This window comes from Acinetobacter bereziniae, assembly GCF_016576965.1.
GTDB lineage: Bacteria > Pseudomonadota > Gammaproteobacteria > Pseudomonadales > Moraxellaceae > Acinetobacter > Acinetobacter bereziniae.
Map to the genome: position 1 here is coordinate 1,615,956 of NZ_CP066119.1, position 24,689 is coordinate 1,640,644.

Genomic DNA, 24,689 nt, shown 5'->3' on the forward strand with positions numbered 1-24,689 from the left:
ACGACTAATCACCCACATCAAAACATTTTCATTCACGTACACGCTTCAAAAATGCACCAATACTGTGCAAAATGGAGTAAAAATTGATTTATAACACTAACTTACAGCCACTACCGACAAATGCCGAGGAGCTTGAGCGCTGCTTGGCAGACCCTGTTTGGCGTATTTTTAGTGGCTGTTTATATAAGATCAAAATTAAAGGTGATGACTTCCGTGATGAGTACGGAGTTTTGCAAATAGCAGATACCTTTGAATTACCATTCAAGCCTAATGATGCTCAGATTAAATTTTTAGATCGACTCTGGTATCGTAATATTATCTTAAAAGCACGTCAGTTAGGTTTTACTACGCTGATTTGTGTTCTATGGCTTGATCATGCGCTTTTTAATGCTAACCAAAACTGCGGTATTATCGCTCAAGATTTACCAACCGTTTATAATATATTTAAAGATAAGATTAAATTTGCGTACGATAATTTACCACCTGAAATACGTGAACGTTTCCCACTTAAAACATGCAATAAATCAGAGATGGAGTTTGAGCACAATGGTTCAACCATCCGTGTAGCCACTTCATTTCGTTCAGGCACTATTCACCGATTACATATTTCTGAGTTTGGTAAAATTTGTGCTACTGATCCAGCCAAAGACGATGAAGTAATCACTGGTTCTATACCAACTGTGCCGACCAACGGTGTACTTGTTATTGAATCTACTGCTGAAGGTCGTAGTGGTTCATTCTATCCAATGGTGCAAACAGCACAGTCGAATTATGCTGCACGTAAAAAATTAGGTCTCAAGGATTATAGATTTCACTTCTATGCTTGGTGGCAGGAACCTAAATACAGAATTGATTCTTCAACCATTAGAATTTCACCTGAAGATCATGAATATTTTGATGAGATACAAGAAAAAGTTAAGCAATTTATGGGGCTGGATTGCTTCATTGATCCAGATCAACGTGCTTGGTATGTCATAACTCGTGACAATGATCTTAAAGGTGATCAGTCAAAGATGTGGCAAGAATATCCATCATTCCCAGATGAAGCTTTTCAGGTCGCTAAAGACGGCAATTATTATGCAAAGGATATGCTTGCGTTACGAAAGCGTGGTGGTATATGTCAGGTTGAAGTTCTTGATTTACCAGTAAATACATTTTGGGACATCGGAAATAGTGATGGTTGTTTTATTTGGTATCACCAAATGATTAACCAACAAGATCGTTTTATTAATTGTTATGAAGCACATGGTGAAAATCTTCAACATTATGTAGCTGAACTTACTAGGCATGGTTATGTATTTGGTACGCATTATTTACCTCATGATGCAGCACATCAACGCTTAGGTGATTTTAATAAATCCACATTAGAACAATTACAAGATTTGTTACCTGGTCACGAATTTGTGATTGTTCCTCGCATTACCCTGTTAAACACAGGCATTCAATTAACACGCAAATGTATGAAAAACTACTGGTTTGATGAAAAACGCTGCAAGTTAGGTATTGAAAGAATTGAAGGTTATCAGAAGAAATTTTCTCAAAGTGAGAAACGTTTTATTGATGCACCAAATAAAGCAAATGGCTGTAGTGAAGGTGCCGATGCATTAAGGCAACATGCTCAAGCTAAAGAAGCAGGTTTGCTTGGTGATTACGTCTATACGGCTAGTCTTACTGGTATGAATCAAGGTACAACACATCAAAATACACATGGTTATGTCGAAGCACCTCCGACAGATTGGCGTTTATAAGGAAAAGCTATGTTTACTCAAGAAGATACAGCTACAAGTGAGCAGATTAGCGATGATGATACGCTCAGTCTGGAAGAATTGACGGAGATTATGCACGAAATTGAGGAACAACCTCATTGGCGTCATATCGCAGATAAAGAGATGGATTATGCAGATGGCAATCAATTAGATACAGATTTGCTTAACCGTATGCAACAGATCGGTATTCCACCTGCTGTAGAGGATAGAATTAGTCCAGCTTTATTGTCGATTATGGGTTATGAGCTACAGACTCGTACTGATTGGCGTGTAAAAGCCAATGGTGAAACTGGCGGTGATGATGTTGCTGATGCCTTGAACTACAAATTAAATCAAGCTGAACGCTTATCTAAAGCAGATAAAGCGTGTAGTGATGCTTTTCGTCCTCAAATTTCATGTGGTTTAGGATGGGTTGAGGTAAAGCGTGAGCAAGACCCATTTAAATATCCTTATCGTTGTGTTGTAGTTCATCGTAATGAAATTCATTGGGATATGAAGTCTACAGAACCAGACTTATCTGATGCACGCTGGTTACGTCGTACACGCTGGGTTCATCCTAAACGATTGATGAGTGCTTTCCCAGAACACAAGGAGTTGATTGAAACTGTTGGTCGTTATGGTGGTTCATGGTGGCAACAACCTGATGTGCTGGATGGTGGAGCAAGTACAGGCTTACAAAATGCTTGGCTTGATGCACGTTCATGGACGATAAGTGAAAACTACTGGTATAACCCGACATCTAAAGAGATAAACGTTACTGAGGTTTGGTACCGTCGTTGGGTGCGTGTACCAGTTCTAAAGTTCAGTGATGGTCGTATCGTTGAGTATGACATCAATAACATAGCTCATGATTTGGCAATTTATCAAGGTGTTGCACGTGTAGAGCAGGCTACCATCTCAAAGTTGCGTCGTTCATATTGGCTTGGACCACACCTTTTACATGATAGTCCTTCACCATATTCACACCATTATTTTCCTTATGTACCGTTTTTTGGGTTCCGTGAAGATAATACTGGCATACCGTATGGCTTTGTTCGTGGCATGAAGTACAGTCAGGACAGTATTAACTCTGGTATATCAAAGCTACGTTGGGGGATGAGTGTTACACGTGTTGAACGTACCAAAGGTGCAGTGGCTATGACAGACGAACAATTACGTCGTCAAGTTGCACGTCCTGATGCTGATATTGTATTGGATGCAGCACACATGGCTAGACCTGGTGCAAGATTCGATGTTAAACGTGACTATGAATTATCACAGCAACATTTCCAACTGATTAGTGATAATCGTGCTGCCATTGAACAAGTAAGCAATATTACTTCTGGGTTCCAAGGTAAAAAAGGTAATGCTACTTCTGGAAAACAAGAACAGTTACAGATCGAGCAGTCAAACCAGACCTTAATGAAGATGATGGATAATTTCCGTGAGGGACGTACCCTCATGGGAGAAATGCTACTATCAATGATTGTTGAGGATATGGGCACTCAGCAACAGACTATCATTATTGAAGGTGATGCGGTACGTGAGGATCGTACAGTTGTTATCAATAAACCTGAGGTTGATGAACATGGTTATCCTTATGTTAGTAATGATGTTCAACGTACACGCTTGAAAGTTGTACTTGATGATGTTCCAAGTACCAGCACTTTCCGAGAACAACAACTTAATGCCTTGTCTGAGATTGTTAAATCCTTACCTCAAGAGGTTCAAGTTGCAGTATTGCCTTATGTGATGGCCTTGACTGACATTCCATTCAAGAAAGATATTATTGAATCTATTCGCCAAGCTACACAGGCACCAACACCAGAACAAGTGGAACAACAAATTAAAGAAGCTGTTGATAAAGCACTTGCCGATGCTGGTATTGATCTGAAACGTCGAGAGCTTGAACTTAAAGAGCGTAAAGCAGTAAGTGAAATTAAGGAAATAGACGCACGTTCAGTACAAATTGGTGTGCAAGCTGCATATTCAGCAATGCAAGGAGGTTCACAGGTAGCAATGATGCCACAGATTGCACCTATTGCTGATGAGATTATGAAAGGTGCAGGTTATCAGCGTCCTAATCCGATGGGTGATGATCCTAACTTCCCAACCGCAGAACAGACAGCAGCACGTGATGTACGTTCACCATATTTAGAAGGTGAAGGGGCGCAGTTAGGCAGTGAAGGACTGGCAGAGGTACAACAGAATACAAGTCCAATGAACCCACCAGTACCACAGCAAGGTTCAACAGGAATGCAGGGTATAGAAACAGCTCGAACTACCGATAACTTACAATAGAATCTACTACCCCCTATAAGGTTTTATTGAAAACTAACCACCGAATAAGATGGATTGTTCCTATTTTATTTGGTGGTAGCGCATGAGTAATACTTCATTTAATTTTTTAACGGATTATTTTGTTACACAGTTAGAAAACAGTTCTATTGATCTGTTAGATACTGACATTTCTGTACGATTGGTAGCAACAAACCATTCAAAAAATGGAAATAATTTATTAACTGAATACGATTACGATGTTAATAAATTATCAGAAGATTTCTTGTTATCAGATAAGTTGTTGCTTGAAAATAAAAAAATATTACCTAATGGAGTGTTTGATGCAGATGATTGTAAGTTTTTAAAACCACTTAAAGATAATCTAAATTACAAAATTATTGCAATTATCGGTATTGAAGAAAAAACGCAAAAGATTATATTTGTTATTCAAAATTCAAATGGACTTCCTTGTTATATCAATGGAGGAAATATTGAAATAACATGGGATAATTGTTCGAATCGAATATTCCAAGATGATTTATTAATCCCCCCTGTAAGGCAAGAGTAATTCTCATTGTTCACAGATACTAAGGCAGTCGAATCGGCTGTCTTTTTTATTGGAATTTATTATGACTGCTCAAATTACTTTACAACTCGATCCAACCACTGACACTACTGGTAATGCTGAACAGGTTGCACGAATGATTGGCGTTAGTGCGTGGCATATTTCAGGTGATTACTTGGTTGTCGAGAATCCATTACTTGATTATCGAGTTACAAATAATGAAACTTATAGCCATAAAACAGATCGTATTCCGAATGGTGCAGTCGTGATTTTGGTTCAGGAAGAACCCGAGACAGTAGAACAACAAATTGAGCAAGAAATTCAATCTAAAAACTTAAATGCGCCACGTTTAACGCCAGATCATATTGATTCTAAAATTAAAGCAGTTGAATACATCCTACCTCGTGACGTGTGCAAGCGTGATAATGGTGTAGAAGTTTTTGATGCACAGCTTCCACTACAGACATTAACATTCTGTGTTCTTACATTAGAGAATGGTTTTACCGTTACAGGTGAGTCCGCATGTGCGAGTCTTGAAAACTTTGATCCTGAAATTGGTCGTAACATTGCATATAAAAATGCTCGTGAGAAAATTTGGCAACTAGAAGGTTATTTATTGAAAGAAAAATTAAACCATAAAATTAAAATCCAAGAATATTTTGCAAGCCAAGGTGTGGATGCTGGGAAGTTGCAAGACAGCCCTATAGTTTCTGAATTGCCTGAATTAGAAATTAAATATAGTGATGCTGTTAAATCCACCGATCCTACAAATGATAACCAAGCATGTGTCAGTGGTAGTGTTGGTGAATGCATTCATCGAACTAAACTTTTAAATAATCGTGAAAATGCATACTTGCTTACTCAATTATTGAGTTTACCAAATATCAATAATGATTTACGCAAAAAAGCTGAAACCAAAATGACTGCATTATTAGATGAGTTGATTTAAATTTATCGAATAGACTTTTAAACCAGCATCAATATGCTGGTTTTTTATTTCTTGATTTTCCATTCAACGGCATGATTTCCATTGTCGCAATCATGGCTCACACATTCACCTTTGTGATTCACCTGAATTACACCACAACCTTCACAAATAACATTTGCTAGATAGTTCGGCTTACATTCTTTGATAAACCCATTACTCATTCCATATTGCTTGGCGCATTGAGCACAATATTCTGCCATTAATCCTACCCCCTGTAAGGCTAACGACATCATATATAAATCCTAGACACTTGTCTCATGTTGAGCAATCAACAGCTAAACGCTAGATAAATCTAGCCATTCGCCTTTGCGGTCACAGCGATAAGTGATAGGACAGACATGGATATTACAGAGCAACAAAATGAGTTGATTGAAGCTAACGGTGGTAAAGCATCACCTGAACTTGCAGCGCAGCTTTTAGAGCAAGCGTTAAATGGCGATACCGCAAATGCGGAAAATGGTAGTCAGCCAGCAACTACCCAAGTTACAGAAGAAAATACCCCAAAAGTTGAAGGTCAAGACGGTACGCATGAGGAGCATAGCTCCGCAAGAGCTGATACACAACAAGCACAACAGCAACAACAGGTCGATGAAAGCCAGTTAAATGCTGAAAATGCTGTGATCTTAGCTAAAGACGGAAAACACACCATTCCCTATGACAAGTTAGTGGAAGCACGTAACGGTGAAAAGGAATGGAAGCAAAAGTTTGATGAAGCTCAACAACAGTTGGCACAACTTCAAGCTGATGCACAGGAACGTAAAGATAACGGACAGGATCCAACTACACAGGACAACCAAGCAAATATCGCACAACAAGCGATTGATCAGGGTGTAGACCCTGCAATCTTTGGGGATTTTAGCGAGAAAGACTTGGCTGCTGGTATTCAGAAACTTGTTAATTCAAAGGTTTCAACTTTGGTGCAACAGCAATTACAAACTGCTTTAGCTCCAATTCAGCAACAACAGCAGGTCAGTGTAGAGCAAGCCCATTTTAACGAAATCTTTACAGCACACCCAGATGCAGAATCTATTGTTGAATCGAAAGAATTTAATGATTGGAAGAATGCACAACCAAGTTTTCTGAAAGATGCGTATGAAACAGTTTTGGATAAAGGTTCAGCTGCTCAGGTGGTAGAACTTCTAGGATTGTATAAGTCGAATACCCAATCAGGTCAACAAGCTGCTCAACCTGCCAATGATGCAGTAAAGGCAGTAGCGCAAAAAGCTGTGAGTCAGGCTCAAACACCACCACCGAACAGTCTGAGTGATTTGCCTGCTGGTAGTCCTGCTGGTGTTTCTCGTGATGAGCGTTTGGCAGCAATGTCGCCAGCGCAACTTGCAGAGGAAATGCAAGGATGGACACCCGACCAAGTGGAGCAATTTCTCAATAGACGTGTTTAAACATACGTGATGAGAGTATTTGAAACATGACTACTAAAACTAACGCAAGTTATGGCGATAAGACCAATTTAGTTACCCAAGCGGTAGGTCTGTTCGCTACACACATGAATCGTAACAGCACCTTAAACCTATTGGCTGGGAAAATGCCTAAGGGCGAAGCAGGTGCGGAAGCGACTCTACGCAAACAAACCACATCCCATATGCCTATTGTTCGTGTTCAGGACTTAGGAAAAGGGCGTGGTGATGAAGTGACATTCCACTTACTAAATCCAGTCGGTGCATATCCAATTATGGGTAGTGCGTATGCTGAAGGTCGTGGTGTGGGGATGTCTTTGAATGAAGATCGCCTACGTGTGAACCAAGCTCGTTTCCCTGTTGATTTGGGTAACGTGATGTCACAGATTCGTAGCCCAGCTGATTTACGCAAACTTGGTCGTCCAGTCGCTCAGAACTTGATGGATCGCTATTGTGATCAGTCATTACTGGTGCATATGGCTGGTGCACGTGGTTCTCATAACAACATTGAATGGGTTATTCCTAAAGATAATCATAAAAACTTCAATGAAATCATGGTGAACCGTGTTAAAGCACCAACTAAAAACCGTCACTATGTTGTTGATGGTTCTGGTGTGAAGGGCGTTAAAAGCAATGCAGGTGATTTTGATATTGCAACAACTGATCTATTTACTATGGATACAGTTGATTCAATGAAAACTGTTCTGGATCAAATTGCTTTACCACCACCTATTTGTAAGTTTGAAGGTGATGTTGCTGCGGAAGATTCACCATTACGTGTATGGCTTGTATCGCCAGCACAGTACAACAAATTTGCTGCTCAACCAGGTTTCCGTTCTTTCCAATCATCTGCATTTGCACGAGCAAGTCAGGCAAAACAACATCCGCTTTTCTTAGGTGATGTGGGTTTATGGAACGGATTTATTATCCGAAAAATGCCACGTCCGATTCGTTTCTATGCAGGTGACACGATTAAATATTGTGCTTCGCATGATAGTGAAACTGAATCAGATTTAATCGTTCCATCAAGCTTTGGTAGCAATTTCGCTGTTGACCGTTCAATTATTTTGGGTGGACAAGCAATTGCGGAAGCAATGGCTGCAAGTGATAAGTCTGGTGTGCCTTTCTTCTGGTCTGAAAAAGACCTTGATCATGGCGATAAATGGGAATTATTGATCGGTGCCATTCGTGGTACATCAAAAATCCGTTTCGCTGTTGATACTGGTGAGCGTACAGAATTTACCGACTATGGTGTAACTGTTGTCGATACCGCTGTGCCAATCATTGGTGCTAATCAGTAATTGTTTTGGGTATGTCCAGTTATGGGCATACCTCATCTTATTCTAATCCTTGGAGATTTTTAAAATGGCGACAATTAAGAAGAAGCCTAGTGGTTATGGTCAGTTTGGTGGATTCTCACCATATGGCAATGTTACAGCGTTAGCATTTTTTCTTGCCACGAATGCTTCAGGTGCCGTAATTGATTCAGACACAACTGTTGCAGTAGCAAGTGGTGATGTTATCGATTTAGGTGAACTACCAGAAGGTATGCGCCTTGATGATGCTCAAATCCTGATTAAAACAGGTATGACAGCCACCGTTACAGGTTCACTTGGCTTTAAATATGTTGATGGTGATAGTACAGAAGTACCACAAGATGCAGCATATTTTATCAATGCTGGTGATCTTGCAACGGCAGGTCGATTACGTGCTAATACAGGTAAATTGGTAACCTTGCCTAAGGCTGCACGATTGATTTTAACCACTGGTGGTGCAGCGAATGCCAAGGCAAGCGATATCAAGGTTATTGTCAGCGGTGAATTGACAGGTCCTCGTTAATGTTTTGATGGTGTAGGTTTTAGACAGACCTACACCATTCTTTTTATTTTTTAACTTATTACGGTGATAAGATGAAAACGATTGCAATAGCGATGATGTGTCATGCAATTAATGCTGCATATTGCCAATCAATGGGTGATGATAGTCAACCTACTTGGGATGACACACCAGAATCACATAAACAAAGTTTGATTGCTGGCGTTGAAATGCATTTGGCAAATCCTGATGCCACACCCGAACAGTCTCATGAGTCTTGGTATAAGGTCAAAGACGCTGAGGGCTGGAAGTATGGTGAAGTAAAAGATATGGAGAAAAAAGAACATCCATGTTTTTTACCTTATGAAGAATTACCAGATGCACAAAAGGCAAAGGATTATTTATTCCGTACAACAGTTCATCTGGTTAAGCAATTGCCTGATCCTGAAGATTACTTGGCATTGAGTGCGGAAGTTGTGAATCTGCGCCAAAAGGTTGAGCATCAAAAAAATGTTGCAATTAATACAGCAACAATCACTCCAACCAATATTGTTCAAAAATCTGCTGGTGTATCAATTCAGTATATTGGAAATAAATCTCTATATACCGACCACTTATACGAATCAGCTTTAACATTTGAACAGGGGCAAGTGCGATCAGTTCCAAGTGATTTGGCAACCAAATTTTTAAAACATCCTGAGTTTACTCGTTATGAGGGTGAGCCTGAATCTATTTCTGGTGAATCTACCGAGCAAGGCTTAGATGATGATACATCTAGTATTCTCAATCGTTCTAAAGAAAAACAGCAAGAAGAAATTGACAAAGAAAATCAAGTTCTTGATGAAATTGAAACGATTGGAAAAATGACAAAGGCTGGCTTGGTTCAATATGCTTTAGAAAAGTATGAGCAGAAACTTAGCCCACAAAAAAATCTTGATGAATTAAAAGAGTCAGTTACTCAAATGATTCATCAATATGGGGTTGTGTAATGCAGTTAAATGACCTGATCAGCCGTTTTCGTACACTGGCCAACGATAAAGTAGAACCATATTTTATTGATGATGCTAGTGTCATTGATTGGCTTAATGATGCCGTAAGTGAAGCGTGTATCCGTGGTCGTTTATTGCATGAATCTCAAAACAATGATGTTTGTAAGATTAATATATTGATTGGTTCATCTCGTTATCAATTACATGAATCGTTATACGAATTGACTCGAGTGTGGTTCCAGCCAAGCGATGGAACAAAAGGGCAATACTTGACTTTAATGTCAGCTGAATTACTCGATCATTATTATGATGGTGAGAATTGGCGAGTGAAACAGGGTAAACCTGAACATATCATTCAGGATGATACAGGTATTCGCCTTGTTCCAATTCCTGATGTAGATGGTGAATTACAATTAGAAGGCTATCGTGTACCACTGTCACCAATGGAAAATGATACTGATATTCCAGAAATCAACCAAATTCACCATGTTCAATTGATTCAGTGGGTACTACACCAAGCGTTTAAGGTACCAGATGCGGAATTCTTTGATCCAAATCGTTCAGCATTAGCAGAGCAAGAGTTTACAGACTATTTCGGTATTCGCCCTGATAGTGATTTGCGACGCATCACTCGTGAGGATGTACCGCATAACGTTATTCCATTCATGCCATGACTTGCTTGTGACATAAGCACCCCTGTAAGGCTAAAGCTTTTCAGGGGTTTTTTACATAATGATCTTACTTATTTAATTTAATCATGCACAAATATGGGCAAACGTATTATTGATTTAAAGACCGAAGATACGCTTTACATTGGCGATGCCAAAGTTCAATTGATCAAAAAGTCTGGGCAATTGGCTCGAATTTGTGTTGAAGCAGACAATCACATCGAAATTAAACATGAGCGCATGAGTGCTTCCGATTCAGCTACGGAGACTCAAGCACATGGCAAACACACTCTATGATTTCGCACGTCAGCGTTTTTTAGAAGCACAGATTAACTGGATGACAGACACAATTAAAGTGATTCTAGTTGATACCGGTGCATATACACCTCAAACGTCTGTTCACCAATACTTGTCTGATATTCCAACATCGGCACGTATTGCAGGTCCTGTCACATTAACAAGTAAGGCTACTACTGGTGGTGCTGCAGATGCAGCAGATGTGACTTTTACAGCAGTTTCTGGGGCTTCGATTGAATCTATTATTATTTATGCAGATACAGGTACTGAATCTACCAGTCCTTTGATTGCATACATTGATACCGCAACAGGATTACCAATTACTCCTAATGGTGGTGACATCATCGTAACGTGGGATAACGGTACCAATAAAATCTTTAAAGTTTAATCATGAAGGTGGGATATGGAAAATAACCAAAAACCACCTGCGCAATCAGTAGGTGTCGCAGGGTTCAAAGCAGATTTATATGCCAGTGATATTAAAAAAATTGACTGGCATATATTGATTCATTTACCCAAGTTTCAAATGTTTTGTGTTGAAAACTCAAAGCGTTCAGTTGATAACGTGATGCAATGGATTATGGGGTTTGTTCAAGATCAATGTTATCAGGATGAACAAGCGTTTTTTGATAGCTATGTGCAATGGCATGAAAAAAAAGGCTATTGGAAGAATGAAGATGCTTATGGAGTATTGATCTAAAATGGAAGTTATCGCTAATGGTCAAATAGCAGGTACATTTCCAGGTGTAATCCCTGCATATAATTTGTTAAAAACTGATATGAAAGGGGCTGATGCAGGATCAGCAAAGCAAATTTTATTTAACTTCCTTGCTGCTAATTACATTGGAGCTGGTACCAGTGGGAGTGTTGTTGATAATGCAGAGTACATCAATTCCTTACCGAGTATCTGGGGGGAAGTCGGATTGGCTTCTACATCTCAATCTGCATTTTTATCAGATGTTGGATTAGCGATAGGTGTTAGTAATTTCTCGAGTAATTATGGTCCTATTTCCTTTTCCGATGGTCGAGCAGTAAATGGATGGAGTAATTTTAATAGTCCTGATGATGGTGGGTTATTTATATCCTTATCGCCAAGTAGTGAAGATTTATCAGGTAGCTATGTAACAAGTAACTATGATAAAGGCGTTTTCCTTGAAGCAAAATTTGATAGTCGAGGTGTATTAAATATATTCTTCACTAATACAAATGAAATATATTTTTTCCATACAGTATCTTCTTTTAATGCTCCTTTTGGACCTCTAAGTCGAGGATTGCGTCACGTACTTATCACAGCATATTGTGAGCCTTTTCAGATTTATTGCATTCGGGCAAAAATATCTACTGCTCAAGGCACCGTTGAAAATGCAGCAGGCGGTATCGCACCAAACTGCAAAGTGTATATGTTTAGACGAAGTGATGGAAAGTTATTAGGAAGTGCATTAAGTGATCAGAATGGTCATTATGAAATGCTTACATCTGCAATTAGCGGTGATACTGTTTTTATGGTTTGTCTTGATGATGACAATGCGCCTGATTTTGAGGGCATTATCTATGATCGTATAACTGTTTAAACCCATCTTATTTATCTTATGGGTGAGTCTATGATATTCAACCTTGTTAAAAATATTAAGCTCACTTCTAAAGTTGCAAAACAACTCAGTATTCAAAATACTATTGATTTTAGTTTTAGAATTACACCAGCACCATCACAAAACTTGATCCTACCATTTGGTATAGCTGCACCAAAGACCATACATGATAAAAATTTAAGCGCTTTAAAGATATACAAGCGTTATAGTACATCACCTATAACAAGTAAAAATTATAAATTTTCAAAAACTATAGATCACTATCAGTCGATTAATAATCCAATTGATTTTAGCTTTAGAAATGATCAACAAGGTGAGGACACAACAATATTTGTTGCAGGCTTCCAAAGTGAAGTCATTGGCAATCAATATATTAAAAATAACTTAACCCCAGTTTCAGTCTTAGGGTTTAATACTTCTGGATATGGGAAACCTGCTGTAAAAAATTATTTAACCAGAGTTAATCTATCAGGTTTTTCAGCTTCAGCTTTTGGTAATACATACTTAGTCAATTTTAATAAAGAAATTAAAACTATTGGGTTTAATGGTCAATTATTTGGTACCAATGAAGTCAAGTTAGGTAAAAGAGTTATTTATATTTCTGGGTTCAATACATCTTTGTATGGTTTACAGAATGTTTGGAACTTCAATAAAGAATTAAAAATATCTGGTTTTAATAGCCAACTTTTTGGAACCCCATCGAAAGTTTATAACTTAAAGCAGTTTGTGAGCTTAAATTCGGGAGGAATTAACTCAGCCGTATATGGAACACCATATTTACAAGGTGGTGTTAAATATATTTACCAAAATGGCTTTGATACTTCACGTTATGGTGTAGCTACTGTAATTAATACTAAAGCTGACCAATATTTAAATTTAAGCAGTAAGGGAATTGTTGCCCCAATAATTCCAAACCCCGATGTTTCTCCACGGTATTTAAGACCTAGCAGTATCAAAGTTGATAGATACGGAAGCCCTTCAGTTTTCCTGAAAACTCGTTATTTGATGCTTAACGGTTCAGTATTATCTTTATATGGTACAGCTTGGATTTCACATAGCCCACGTTATTTATATCCACATAATATAGAGTCTTATGAATCTGGGTATCCAAAAATATTTGATCCTACACAGAAAGTGGCGGTGACAGGTGTAAATACAGTCATTGCTGGCGGTGTGTTTGGTGATATTTCAATAAGAAATACTAGAAGAATAATTAAGGTATTTGGTTTATATGCACAATCATTTAGTGATTGGGGAGTTGTTGAGAGCACTCGTCGAGTTATTGAAGTAAAAGGTTTTGATTCAAAAAATTTCGGCATAACCAATATTTATAATAAAACACCATCTATTGTACCAATTGGAATCAACAGCTTTACGGGCTTGAATGCAGTAATTGGTTATCGTATTCGCACACTCAAGCCAAGTGGTTGGTATCAACCAAAACTTGGCAATCATACACTCACCAAGACTCCTGAGTTAAAGCCCAGCGGATTGAATGAGAGTATATTTGGCTCTACATGGATTTCAAACAAAACTCGAAGTATCTATGCTGGACTTGGACGTGAATCTCTTGCCATTGGTGAGTCAAAGATTTGGCATTATTCAAGAACCATAAGAACAAGTGGCTTAGAGTTTTCTCAATATGGTACCGCAAGTATTGATCATGGGCGTAGAACAATACTTGCAAAAGGGGCTTCACATGCTGCTTATGGTAATAATTCATGGGTATCTTATGCGGTACGATCCTTATCACCAAGTTCAATCATTTATCCCAACATACCTAATCATCGTGTAGGCAGTACGCAAAAGATAAATGTATTTGGCTATGTAGCGACATTGTTTGGTAGTCGTATTATTCCTGAGTCACAATTTATATATACACAAGGATTTCTGAATACATTTGGTATATCTGCAATTGATCTTTGGAAGAAATATATTAAACCAAATGGCTTTTTGACAACTGGTCAAGAAGGAGGGCACCGCTTTGGTACGCATAAATTTTGGAATTTACGCCAATACATTGAAATGTACTATGATGTTGATAGTGGTTTAACACCCCCTAAATGGTCAGGATGGACAGCTGTAGTCAATAAAAATAAAGTCATCGGAGCAATTGGCACAAACGTAGCTAAAGTTGCAGAGCCAAGTATAAACAACAATGCACGTTTAATTATTCCAGTAGGTATAAATAGCACGAAATTTAGTCAGCACATGATTTCAGCTAGAGTTCGTTATTTACGATTACAGGGTATTGAACAACCATATATTTCTGGTTGGTCTAACATCTATAACTCTGCATATTTAATAGCACCTAAGGGAATAAATACTCAGTATTTTGGTACATCAAATATTATTAACACTCGTAGATACTTCAATCGTATCGGTAATTTTGAAAGTCTTGAGTTTGGTAAACCGATGATTGCAGATCGAATCAGGACTTTAAAATTTGAACAACGCTATACCATTGCTCCACCTTATATACCAATTCATAAAATTTATTTGCACACTCGATACATTGAAGAAGTTGGACGTTTTGATGATTATCAGGCATTTGGTAATCCATCCTTGAGTATTCATTGGAATAGAATTACAACTCGATGGGCTCATAGAGATTACTTTGGTGATCCACGATTATTTAATGTCACTCCAGAGTTGAATACACGTGGTCGTAACAGTGAGGAATTTGGACAGGCAAGTATTCGCACACAATGGCGTGAATTGTTACAGCAAGGCAGTGAAAATGTTTTGTGGGGTAAAAGTGAAATTGCCTTTCGAGATAGACAATTTTCTGTTTCAGGATTTACTCAATGGGCTATTCCAACACACAAAGTCACTAAAACAGGTGTACCACCGTATTTTCCCCAATATATATGGCTGGATGCTGTAGAAATTGATGGAAAAGAAAATGGGGGACATGGAATTCCTATACCTGTTGGGCAAGTCACTCGACCTTCATTAAAAACTAATGTCATATTCACGGATGGTTTTATTGCAACAAAATATGGTGAAGATATTCATATTCAGTCAAATGGTATTTTGGTTGATTATGGGATAAGTATGCCATTGTTTGAACAAGGTCCATTGGTTACTTTAAAGAATAGAACCATATCTGTTGAAAAGGGGATTGATTCTACAATAACTGTTGGTACACCAAGATTTACACCTCATACCATTTATGCTGTGGTAGAAGCCCCTACACAAGCCAAACATAATCATCCCTCAGCAGGTTTGCACTATGTTAACAGTGATGGTGGATATAGGACACCTGGTGAAGTCTTTGGACAAATTCGAGTTACATTGAAACATCGTGTACTTCAAAACTTAGGCTTAGGTAATTTATCAGGATATGGAACCCATCAAATCCAGCTCAAACGTAGATATATTGATGTGAAAGGACTTCAATCATATCGAATGGGTTGGCATTCGGTTGGTGATGGTACTCAAAAGATCATCCAGTTCAGTTCTTCTATAATGACTTTATTTGGAAGACCTACATTACAACGAAATGAACAGCTACATAGAACTATTCGACCAAGTGGTTTTAATTCATTAGGGATTTCATCAGTCAATTGGATTTCACATTTTCATAGAACCTTGAAGGCGAGTGGCTTGTTCTCTCAGCAAATGGGAACACAAAAAAGTGGTGATACCCCATTTATGTGGCAAGGTTTGCGCATTGGTGAATTAATTAAGGGTAACTATGGTGGTTTTGCCAACGAATCTTTTGGTAAGGCTTGGATTTCATTAAAAGTTAGAGATTTGAAGGTACAAGGTTTTGAAAGTTTTAGAATGGAATATGACTATACGCAATTCGATAAAAGAATGAGAGTTACCCAAGAACAAATACCTTTACCAACGATAATTATTACTGCTATAGGGTTTGATGCTTTAAACAATGGAGTGCCTAATATCAGACCAGCAGTACATTACATTCGTCCAGATGGTAATGCTGATCAATTCAGGAAAGGGGCTTTTTAATGGCAGCTTTAAAATTATTTCCCATCGCAGGCATGAACAATGTTGTTGCAGATGACGGATTGCAGCAAGGTGGAGATTCACCTAAGTTATATTTACGTGATGCAGTTAATCTTGATATCACAGATACTGGTCGTCTTAAATTACGTCAAGGTGCAGAGCAAATTTCGCCTTTCAGTTTCAAGAATATATGGCAAAGTCCTCTGCATAATGATGTTTTCGCAACATTGGAAAGTGAGTTTGTAAAATTAGATTCACAAACATGGCAACATGAAGTATTAGCGAAAATTGGTCATATTCAAATCTGTTATCAGGTCATCAATAATCTGGTTTATATAGCAAGTGAGTTAGGTTTGTGGACATATAATGGGAAAGTAATTCATCCATTAACAATTGATACGCCTGCAATGCCAATGCTAACTATGCAAGGTAATGGTGGTTCACTAAAAAGTGGAACTTACAGTGTGGCAATTTCATGGCTACGTGACCAACAAGAATCAGCTTTATCACAAGTTGTATCAGATCAAATAGAACTTACATCCAGTGGCAACCTTGATGATCAGGCATTTGCAAGTATTCAAATAAATTTACCTTATTGTTTTGACCAGTCCATCACGCATGTAAGAATTTATATAACTGATCGCAATGGTGGTGAATTATTACTTCATTCTGATCATCCAATCAGCAAAAGTAACGTCACAATCAGCAGTTTGGATTTGGGTATGACAGCTCGGTTTAAAGGCTTATCCCCTATGCCGACAGGTCGATATATGAAATATTGGCAAGGACGTTTGCTGACAGCAGATAAAAACATACTCAGATTTTCAGAGCCAATGGCATACCATCTTCATGATGAAAAATTTGGCTTTGTCATTATGCCACAACGTATTACTTTCATTTTACCAGTTGATAGTGGTATTTGGATTGGGCAAGTAACTCATGTTGTTTTCCTAACAGGGACTAATCCAGCAGAAATGACATTTCAGTCTAAGACCTCTCATGCACCAGTACCTGATAGTGCGATTGAAATTGACAATAATGATATTGGCCCTGATATATCTCAGGGTGGCAATACGACTGCATTATGGTTGGCAGAGAATGGTTATATTCTTGGAACATCCAGTGGTCAGATTATTGAGCTACAAGCTGGCATATTAAAAGGAATCACTGCAAAGTCTGGTAGGTCTGTAAGGCTAGGGAGAAGGGTTACAACCATTGTAACGTGATGTCATTGTTTACTTACATGGTATCTAACGATGAACACGAAAGAACTGGCGAATGATTTAAAAGCGGAAAATTATCAGGTGACTGAGCAAGGCATCTATTTTCCAAAACAGGGGATTTTGGCTCAAGGTGAATATTTTGACCGAATTAATGGTGGTGAATGGCAAACGACTCACAACCTTGTGGTAAATGAAGGTCTTGCACATTTGCTCAATGTTGCAATGGGTACAACTGCGAAACCTGCAGGTTACTACTTAGCATTGTTCAGTGGGGCAACAGCACCAGCAGCCAATTGGACGGCAGCAAATTTTGCCTCTGTTGCAGCTGAAATTGTGAGTATGACTGAAGGTTATACATCTGCGACACGCCCACAATGGACACCTCAAAATACATCAACTAATTCAATTGATAACTTCAACTCAGTTGCTAAAGTTACTATTGCAACATCTTCACAATTGACAGTGACGGGTGCAGCAATGTTAACGAATAGTACAAAAGGCGGTACAACTGGCACCTTAATCTCAGCATCAAAATATACAGCAGCACGTGTGTTCCAAGACGGTGACGAGTATGAAATTGGTTACCGACTAAGCTTCACCGCAGCATAAATAAATTATGCATAGTCCACGTCCATACGGATTATTGGTTTTAAATGGTCAATTAAGTAGTAGTGATAAAAACTTTATTGATCATGAGATTAAAAAACTATCAAATAATAAAACCGTATCAAATCTTGAGAGCATCAGGCAGGTCAAGAACTTGCCTGATGGTGGCTATGTTATTCTTCAAGATATGGCAGGACTTCTAAAAGCCATTGCACATAAAGAGTTAAAGATCGCTGAATTTGAACCTGATGGTTTAGCAAAACTTTATATTCCAATGCTATATAGCGGAGTCATTACAAAATCCATCCCATTAACAGAAGGTGGAAAAGTTGGTATTAAATTAACTGAACAATCCAGACGAAGATTGGTTCATTACTCTAATGAGAATTTGCCAGAAAAAGACATAGAATTAGAAAAATTTAAAATTGAATATAGTCCAAATTTTCAATACTTCAAACCTAGATATTCTGGAATTTATACCCACACTCAATATGTTAAACAGCGTCCTACTTGGTACAGCGGTGCTATGGTTGAGGTTGTGCAAATTATTGGTGGCTATGGAAGGCAGGATATTTCTAATTTACCTGAGAGCGATTTAGAAAAAGCAGCATTTAAATTAACAGATAGTTATATTGAAAAAATAATTGGTGAATTAGATGGTATTCGATTGCCTGGTTATTCAGGTTTACCCAACGTTGATGGCCAATTTCAATATGATTATAAGTTCAGCAAGACTCATCTTGTTTCTTTTGATAGTGAAAATAAACCTTGGTTAATACAGATTGATCCAAGTGGTGTTTGGGCAATGCCTTTACCGCTTATACCTGCAACGACCACTGAAGCATTTCGTGAATATATTGAAGAAGTGAGTGATGATGAAATTTTGAAAATATTGGATCGTTTTGGTGGAATGCCAAGTGGCGAAACCTTTCCTTTGGGAACAGATTTTCAAGCATGGCGTAGGGCAGGCGCAGTTATTAAGGTATGTGATACTTCTGATTTTTATCAATATGAGGCAATGTATATTGCTTGTGGGTGGTCTTTCAATTCAAAGGGAAATGAAGGATTTAATACCTGTTGGGGATATGCTGATAATGGCTTAATGTACGCTTATGGGTACAAGATTAAATTAAATTTAGTTCCAGCGCAGAAAGAAGGATGGCTTGATAAAGTAGATGTCGAGAGTAACTATGTTGAAGTTATTTCTCAATATTTAAATAAATTAGGTGTGCTTCTCCCTAAAGGCGAGCAAAAGACATTAGCAATATTGTATAAGTTGCGTCGGGTACCGCAGGAAGATATTTATCAAAAAGCTTTAGATAGTTTACGTAATCCATCAGGTGTAACCGAAAATGATATTGATTATTGGGATAATTATGAAGCTAAACCCATTGCATCACACTCAGGGAGTGTGACAAGAGTATCAAGCGGTGCAGTATGTTGGTTGTTAGGTAAACAATACCCAACATCTATGGGGCGTTTGAAATTTCCTGAATTAACAGGTCAAGGATGTGAATCATTTATATTTACTTCGCCTGATTACACAGGAGAGTTTGTACGTTGTGATACGGTTATGTTTGGCTGTTATGTTGAAGATCAGCTTAAAGTCGTTAAATTCTTTATTGATAATCGTACGTTCCATAAAGAAGTGCAATCCACTTTTGAAGATATAATGATTGTTGGCCAATGGGAAAAAACGGAAACAACTGGTTCCACAGGTTTAATGGGGTATTTTTATACATCTGATTTTGATGATCGACGAGAAGCCCCAGAATCTACTATTTATACTCATATTAAGGGAACAGATTTGGGCTATGGAAATCCAGCTTATCAAACACCTTATTTATTATTCACACATGGTAGTTTAAGTCGTGCTAGATACTATAAGCATGAAACCACAATAAAAACAGAATCATCGAACTCTTTGGATGTTGGCATATGTGTACCTGCATTTAATCGAGATGGAATTTTATATGCATATCAAGAGTCAACAGTTAGTGAATCAATTAATGAAAAACATACGTTAGGTTCAGTTGCTGACCCAACATCTTATCCGCTATGGACATATGACCCTATATTTCACTATCTAGAGGGAATTGGTAAAGGGCAACCAATTCCGAAAACAGGTGAATATGTCTATGTTTATGGCCCACCAAACTACAACCCTACTGATTATAGTGATTTTGCCGACTCTGGTGATTGGTTTGGTGTGGGTTCTGGCTATATAGATGTAAGTGGTGTCTGTGCACCGTATACAAGTAGAGCATCTGGAAATTTCCAAGCTGGTGGAGTGTTAATAGGTGGAAGTGCACCTTCAATTGAACCCTATGATAAAACTGAAAGTATTAGTGGAAAAACGATTGGTAAAGTAAATTTCAGCTATCAAAGTGTTGGAGCAAAGCTGGTACATCGTAATGTTCCTGATGCATGGTATTTCGCATTCTCACCAGTTGATGCTGGCGGTGACTTGTCATACTTTTATCGTGATGCCTGTAGGGTTGGTTTTGGTGACAGTGAATATGCAAATATATCTGAAACAGACCAGTATAACCGTCGATACAAATGGGGCTATACAAGTTTAGTTGATCATAAATCTTCCTATCATTTTATTGGAGTAATTAACGAGTGACTTTATATCGAGATGATATTCAGGAAACGATAGCATATTCCAATAACACTATTGGGAAGTCCAAAGCAGTCACAGAAGAGCTCATTAGGATTAAAGAAGATTCTTTATATCGGCTTTCTGTGCTGTCAGGTGATGTTGTTTTAGTCAAAGATGAATTAGTTGATTCTGCTATTTTTCCAGTCAAAGATGAAATTAAGGCAACTGATCATTTCACTGGTCGTAAACGCCACGTCGATTTTATCCATGATCAAATTATTGTTTCTGATATTTTTAAAAATCGCTTACGTGCAAAGTCATTGATTCAAGATAATATTAGTTCTACATCAGCACAAAAAGATAAACAACGAAATATAAATATTGAGCAATTGTTAATTCGTGAAAACCTCAATACTAAAAAATATAGTTTGTCTAAATTAAATGAAGCTTTAAAAATTAAAGAGAATTTTAAGGCAATTGCTCGTTTTAAAGATTCAATTAATGATGATCTTGATATTTTAGATGCTTCTTTTAAGTACAAATTACGAGCTTTTACAACTGAGCAGATTATTTATCAAGAAAATTATAGACTTAAAAAGTTATCACGATCAGTGATTGCAGAAAAATTGATTGCACAGGATAGTTGTATCACTCGATATTCTGATTTTGTTGTGGATCATGTTTCATACTCAGAACAATATCGTCAGCGTATAACTGCAAAACAACGAGTCATTGATACGATCAACATTATTGAATTATTAAAGCAACAACGTAAATCTCAAGAAATAATTAATGAAACATTGACGGCATATGATTTTAATCAAGGGAAGAATATTGCCAAGCAATTAATCAACGACCTTGTTTTTATTGAAGATGACTATTCTAAAGAAAAACAATATGGATATGCATGGACAGCAAATGTTGATACATGGGCAATGAGCCGTTACCAAGATTATGGTTTTAGTGAATTAGCTGTAATTAATGGCGTGCTCTATGGTGTTGCAGAAGATGGTTTGTATCAACTGGATGCCAAAGAATTAATAGAAGCAAAATTGGTAACAGGACAATTAGATTTAGGACAAGGACAATTAGTTCATCCTTTAGGGGCATATCTTGAATATGAACTATCTGGAAATACCAGAAAGTTAGAAATTGGTGTAAGCACTACTCAAAGTGGTACTAAGCAAACCTATTACTATTTGTTGCCTACAGAAAAAGCGGATTATCTAACGAATGGCCGTGTTTTGTTTGGTCGTGGTTTACGTGGTCGTCACTTTGCATTTGAAATCAAAATATCAGGTGAGCATGGATATATTAATGACTTAAATATTGATATATCTGCTACAAAGCGGAGAGTTTAAGATGACAGTTACAGTTCCACAAATTGATATTGTGACGAAAGAAGTCACTCAAAAACTCGATTATTTTGAGGATAAAATTAACACTTATGCTAGTGATGTATCTGAAGCTTTAGGCAACCTCACTGAAATTACTGTTTCAGATGTGCCAGCACCATCAAATCTAGCGAAGCCTAGTGAAACAGGTTTTGAACCCTTAGACGGTTTAAAGGCACCTGAATTAAATATTGAGCGTCCTGTACCGCCTGTCATTGATCTTGATATTCAGCAACCTAAAGAGATTATTAGTCCTGAATTTACAGGTTTAAATATAGATATTCCTGATGCTCCAATTTTTTCAGAGGATTTATCTACACCTGATTTTATTGATGCATCATTGGTCCCTGAATTTGACACAGCAATTAATTTACCAACAGCACCAACTTTTAATGTGCAAAATTTTGATGCAGGTACTTTACCAGATAAGATTAATTTAAATGATTTAATAAAAGATTTAGATTTAAGCGATTTGGAATTACCAGCAACACCAGAAGCACCAATTTTAAATTTACCCATAGCACCAAGTATGGATGTAATTTCGGTTCCATTAAGACCTGAAATTAATGACGATATTGAAATGCCTAGTGCACCAACTATTGTCATTCCAGAAATGGATGCAATGGAAAAAATTCAATTGCCTGATTTCAAATATGAAGAAATTCCTGTATTTGAAGGCAAACCACCTGAGTTCAATATAGCGATCCCAGACAATATCGATGCTTTAATCTCTGATGCCAGTAAGGTTGTTAAACAAGATTATTATGCTTTTAATACTGAGAGTGCAATTAAGCCATTGGTATTGGAAATCCGTTCATGGCTGGATGGAAGCCATACAGGTCTTGGTTTACCAGCTGCAGTTGAGCAATCGTTATTTAATCGGGCTAGAGAGCGCACTAGCCGAGAAACTGAACGAGCAGTACAAGAAGCTGTTACCGAGTGGGCAAGTCGTGGTTTTTCAATGCCACAAGGGATGTTGGCAAAGCAGGTCAGCGACATTCGTGATCAAGGTAAACTCGCTATTGCGGATTTAAATCGTGATATTTTAATTCAGTCTTTTGATAAACAGCTTGAGCATATCCGTTTCCTTACTGAGCAAGGTATGGCATTGGAAAAAATGAAGCAAGATATGTGGCTTGCTTATGTTTCTAACACCATGGAATTGGTTAAGTTTCAAATTGACAGTAAAATCAGTGTACTAAATGCTCAGATTAGTATTTTTAATGCTCAAAATTCTGCATTTGAAAGATTGATCACAGTTTATAAAACTAAAATTGATGCAACTATTTCACGGATCAGTGCCTACAAAGCAATGCTTGATGCACAGGCAGTTATTGGGCAACTCAATCAACAAAAAGTTGATGTTTTTAAAGCTAAAATTGAAGCGGTTATGACCAATGTTGAGGTATATAAAGCATTGGTTCAAGGTGCGACTGCACGAGCTGGATTGATTGCGACTAAATTTGATGCATATAAATCTGAGGTTCAAGCATATTCTGAACAAATTGGAGCTGAAAAGCTTAAAGTCGAAGCATATGATTCCCAAATTAAAGCTGAAACTTCCAAGGCATCCATGTATGAATCGCTTGCTCGTATGTATGCAGCAACTGTAGATGGCGTATCTGCTAAAGCCAATGTTAAATCTAAACAAATTGAACTCAACCTCGAAGCTGCACGTGTGAAAATATCTGAATATCAAGCAAATATTGAAGCGTACAAGGCGGAAATTGATGCAAAAATGGGTGTTGTTCAAAGTAATACATCAGCATTTAATTCACAAGTAGAGTTATTTAAAGCACAAGCCGACGTTGAAACATCCAGAGTAAATACTCAAGCAAGCGTTATTGACTCAATATCACGGACTAAAATCTCATTTGCAGATGCACAAGCCAAGTTTGCTGAAATGCGTATGCGTGTTGGTATTGCCAATAGTGAGTCATTGGCTAGGTTTGCTGATATGAAATCACGTACAGCGATTGCGGTATCAGAAGCACACTCACGTTATGCAGACCTAAGTTTAAGAACGACCATTGCGAATGCAGATGTTTATAACCGTTATATTGAATCTAAGTCACGAGTTTCTATTTCAAATGCTGAGATGCAAGCACGTTATGCTGATATGAACAGCCGAACCAATATTGCATTTGCGGAAACTCAATCACGATATAATGACATGCTACTTCGTACTCAGATTGCAAATGCTGAAACGAAAGCAAGATACGCAGATATGAATGTTCGTACCAATATTGCATTTTCAGAAATGCAGTTAAAAGAGTATGAAGCCAAGATGCAAAATGCGATACAAAAAGCACAGCTTGCATTAGAAGCAGCCAAAGCAGTGGGGCAGTTTTCATCTCAATTGGCTGCAGGTGCAATGTCAGCTATGCATATTTCCGCAAGTATTGGTGCAAATGCTTCAATTGGTGGAAGTGTGTCAGAAAGTACCAGCACAAGTACAAGTCACAATTACTCGTACTAACCCTGTAAGGCTAACGCCTATAGCTTAGATTGATTAACCATACATGATATTTATAT

At 37.8% G+C, this 24,689-nt stretch carries 19 protein-coding genes and 1 pseudogene; 19 read left to right on the top strand and 1 reads right to left on the bottom strand.

Annotated features, from left to right (window positions below):
- Nucleotides 1–83: 83 nt before the first annotated feature.
- From I9192_RS07660 to I9192_RS22550, 4 genes and pseudogenes are all read left to right on the top strand, one after another.
- Nucleotides 84–1,748, top strand: a complete 1,665-nt coding sequence (locus I9192_RS07660) for a terminase (protein ID WP_200150292.1) — start codon at nucleotides 84–86, stop codon at nucleotides 1,746–1,748.
- A 9-nt stretch (nucleotides 1,749–1,757) separates the two neighbouring features.
- Nucleotides 1,758–4,046: a portal protein gene (locus tag I9192_RS07665; RefSeq protein WP_200150293.1), complete on the top strand. Its 2,289-nt coding sequence runs from the start codon at nucleotides 1,758–1,760 to the stop codon at nucleotides 4,044–4,046.
- Nucleotides 4,047–4,128: 82 nt separating this feature from the next.
- Nucleotides 4,129–4,593 carry a hypothetical protein gene (locus I9192_RS07670; protein WP_200150294.1) on the top strand — a complete coding sequence of 155 codons (465 nt, stop codon included), beginning with the start codon at nucleotides 4,129–4,131 and terminating at the stop codon, nucleotides 4,591–4,593.
- A gap of 268 nt (nucleotides 4,594–4,861) precedes the next feature.
- Nucleotides 4,862–5,221 (top strand): annotated as a pseudogene (locus tag I9192_RS22550) (Gp49 family protein); the annotation flags it as partial.
- Nucleotides 5,222–5,583: 362 nt separating this feature from the next.
- Here the strand turns inward: I9192_RS22550 and I9192_RS07680 are convergent.
- Complete coding sequence (locus tag I9192_RS07680; protein ID WP_227567107.1) at nucleotides 5,584–5,811, bottom strand: hypothetical protein; 228 nt, start codon at nucleotides 5,809–5,811, stop codon at nucleotides 5,584–5,586.
- A 105-nt stretch (nucleotides 5,812–5,916) separates the two neighbouring features.
- Here I9192_RS07680 and I9192_RS07685 point away from each other — a divergent pair, with 105 nt between their 5' ends.
- The 15 genes from I9192_RS07685 (at nucleotide 5,917) to I9192_RS07755 (ending at nucleotide 24,633) form a co-directional block, all read left to right on the top strand.
- Nucleotides 5,917–6,978 (top strand): hypothetical protein, encoded by a 1,062-nt coding sequence (locus tag I9192_RS07685; RefSeq protein ID WP_200150295.1) that lies wholly within the window; start codon nucleotides 5,917–5,919, stop codon nucleotides 6,976–6,978.
- Nucleotides 6,979–7,004: 26 nt separating this feature from the next.
- A complete protein-coding gene (locus I9192_RS07690; RefSeq protein ID WP_200150296.1) occupies nucleotides 7,005–8,294 on the top strand; it encodes a phage capsid family protein in 1,290 nt (429 codons plus the stop codon).
- A gap of 64 nt (nucleotides 8,295–8,358) precedes the next feature.
- On the top strand, nucleotides 8,359–8,832 hold the full coding sequence (locus tag I9192_RS07695; RefSeq protein ID WP_010112813.1) for a hypothetical protein: 474 nt from the start codon (nucleotides 8,359–8,361) through the stop codon (nucleotides 8,830–8,832).
- 71 nt (nucleotides 8,833–8,903) lie between these two features.
- Nucleotides 8,904–9,797, top strand: coding sequence for a RyR domain-containing protein (locus tag I9192_RS07700; RefSeq protein ID WP_200150297.1), 894 nt, complete (start codon nucleotides 8,904–8,906; stop codon nucleotides 9,795–9,797).
- Entirely contained in the window at nucleotides 9,797–10,471 is a 675-nt protein-coding gene (locus tag I9192_RS07705; protein ID WP_151835279.1) for a phage adaptor protein, read from the top strand. The genes I9192_RS07700 and I9192_RS07705 overlap by 1 nt, the downstream gene beginning before the upstream one ends.
- Before the next feature lie 93 nt (nucleotides 10,472–10,564).
- Entirely contained in the window at nucleotides 10,565–10,762 is a 198-nt protein-coding gene (locus I9192_RS07710; protein ID WP_200150298.1) for a hypothetical protein, read from the top strand.
- Entirely contained in the window at nucleotides 10,743–11,150 is a 408-nt protein-coding gene (locus I9192_RS07715) for a hypothetical protein (protein WP_200150299.1), read from the top strand. Before I9192_RS07710 ends, I9192_RS07715 begins: the two co-directional genes overlap by 20 nt.
- A 15-nt stretch (nucleotides 11,151–11,165) precedes the next feature.
- Nucleotides 11,166–11,462 (top strand): hypothetical protein, encoded by a 297-nt coding sequence (locus I9192_RS07720; protein WP_200150300.1) that lies wholly within the window; start codon nucleotides 11,166–11,168, stop codon nucleotides 11,460–11,462.
- Between the two features lies 1 nt (nucleotide 11,463).
- The gene (locus I9192_RS07725) at nucleotides 11,464–12,333 is read left to right on the top strand and encodes a hypothetical protein (RefSeq protein ID WP_200150301.1); all 870 of its coding nucleotides are present in this window, start codon (nucleotides 11,464–11,466) and stop codon (nucleotides 12,331–12,333) included.
- A gap of 30 nt (nucleotides 12,334–12,363) precedes the next feature.
- The gene (locus I9192_RS07730; protein WP_200150302.1) at nucleotides 12,364–16,329 is read left to right on the top strand and encodes a hypothetical protein; all 3,966 of its coding nucleotides are present in this window, start codon (nucleotides 12,364–12,366) and stop codon (nucleotides 16,327–16,329) included.
- Nucleotides 16,329–17,552 carry a hypothetical protein gene (locus I9192_RS07735; RefSeq protein ID WP_200150303.1) on the top strand — a complete coding sequence of 408 codons (1,224 nt, stop codon included), beginning with the start codon at nucleotides 16,329–16,331 and terminating at the stop codon, nucleotides 17,550–17,552. The genes I9192_RS07730 and I9192_RS07735 overlap by 1 nt, the downstream gene beginning before the upstream one ends.
- Nucleotides 17,553–17,582: 30 nt before the next feature.
- Nucleotides 17,583–18,158: a hypothetical protein gene (locus I9192_RS07740; RefSeq protein ID WP_180644309.1), complete on the top strand. Its 576-nt coding sequence runs from the start codon at nucleotides 17,583–17,585 to the stop codon at nucleotides 18,156–18,158.
- A 7-nt stretch (nucleotides 18,159–18,165) separates the two neighbouring features.
- Nucleotides 18,166–20,784, top strand: a complete 2,619-nt coding sequence (locus tag I9192_RS07745) for a hypothetical protein (RefSeq protein ID WP_200150304.1) — start codon at nucleotides 18,166–18,168, stop codon at nucleotides 20,782–20,784.
- On the top strand, nucleotides 20,781–22,121 hold the full coding sequence (locus I9192_RS07750) for a hypothetical protein (RefSeq protein ID WP_180644313.1): 1,341 nt from the start codon (nucleotides 20,781–20,783) through the stop codon (nucleotides 22,119–22,121). The genes I9192_RS07745 and I9192_RS07750 overlap by 4 nt, the downstream gene beginning before the upstream one ends.
- A gap of 1 nt (nucleotide 22,122) precedes the next feature.
- Nucleotides 22,123–24,633: a hypothetical protein gene (locus I9192_RS07755; RefSeq protein WP_200150305.1), complete on the top strand. Its 2,511-nt coding sequence runs from the start codon at nucleotides 22,123–22,125 to the stop codon at nucleotides 24,631–24,633.
- Nucleotides 24,634–24,689: the final 56 nt, after the last annotated feature.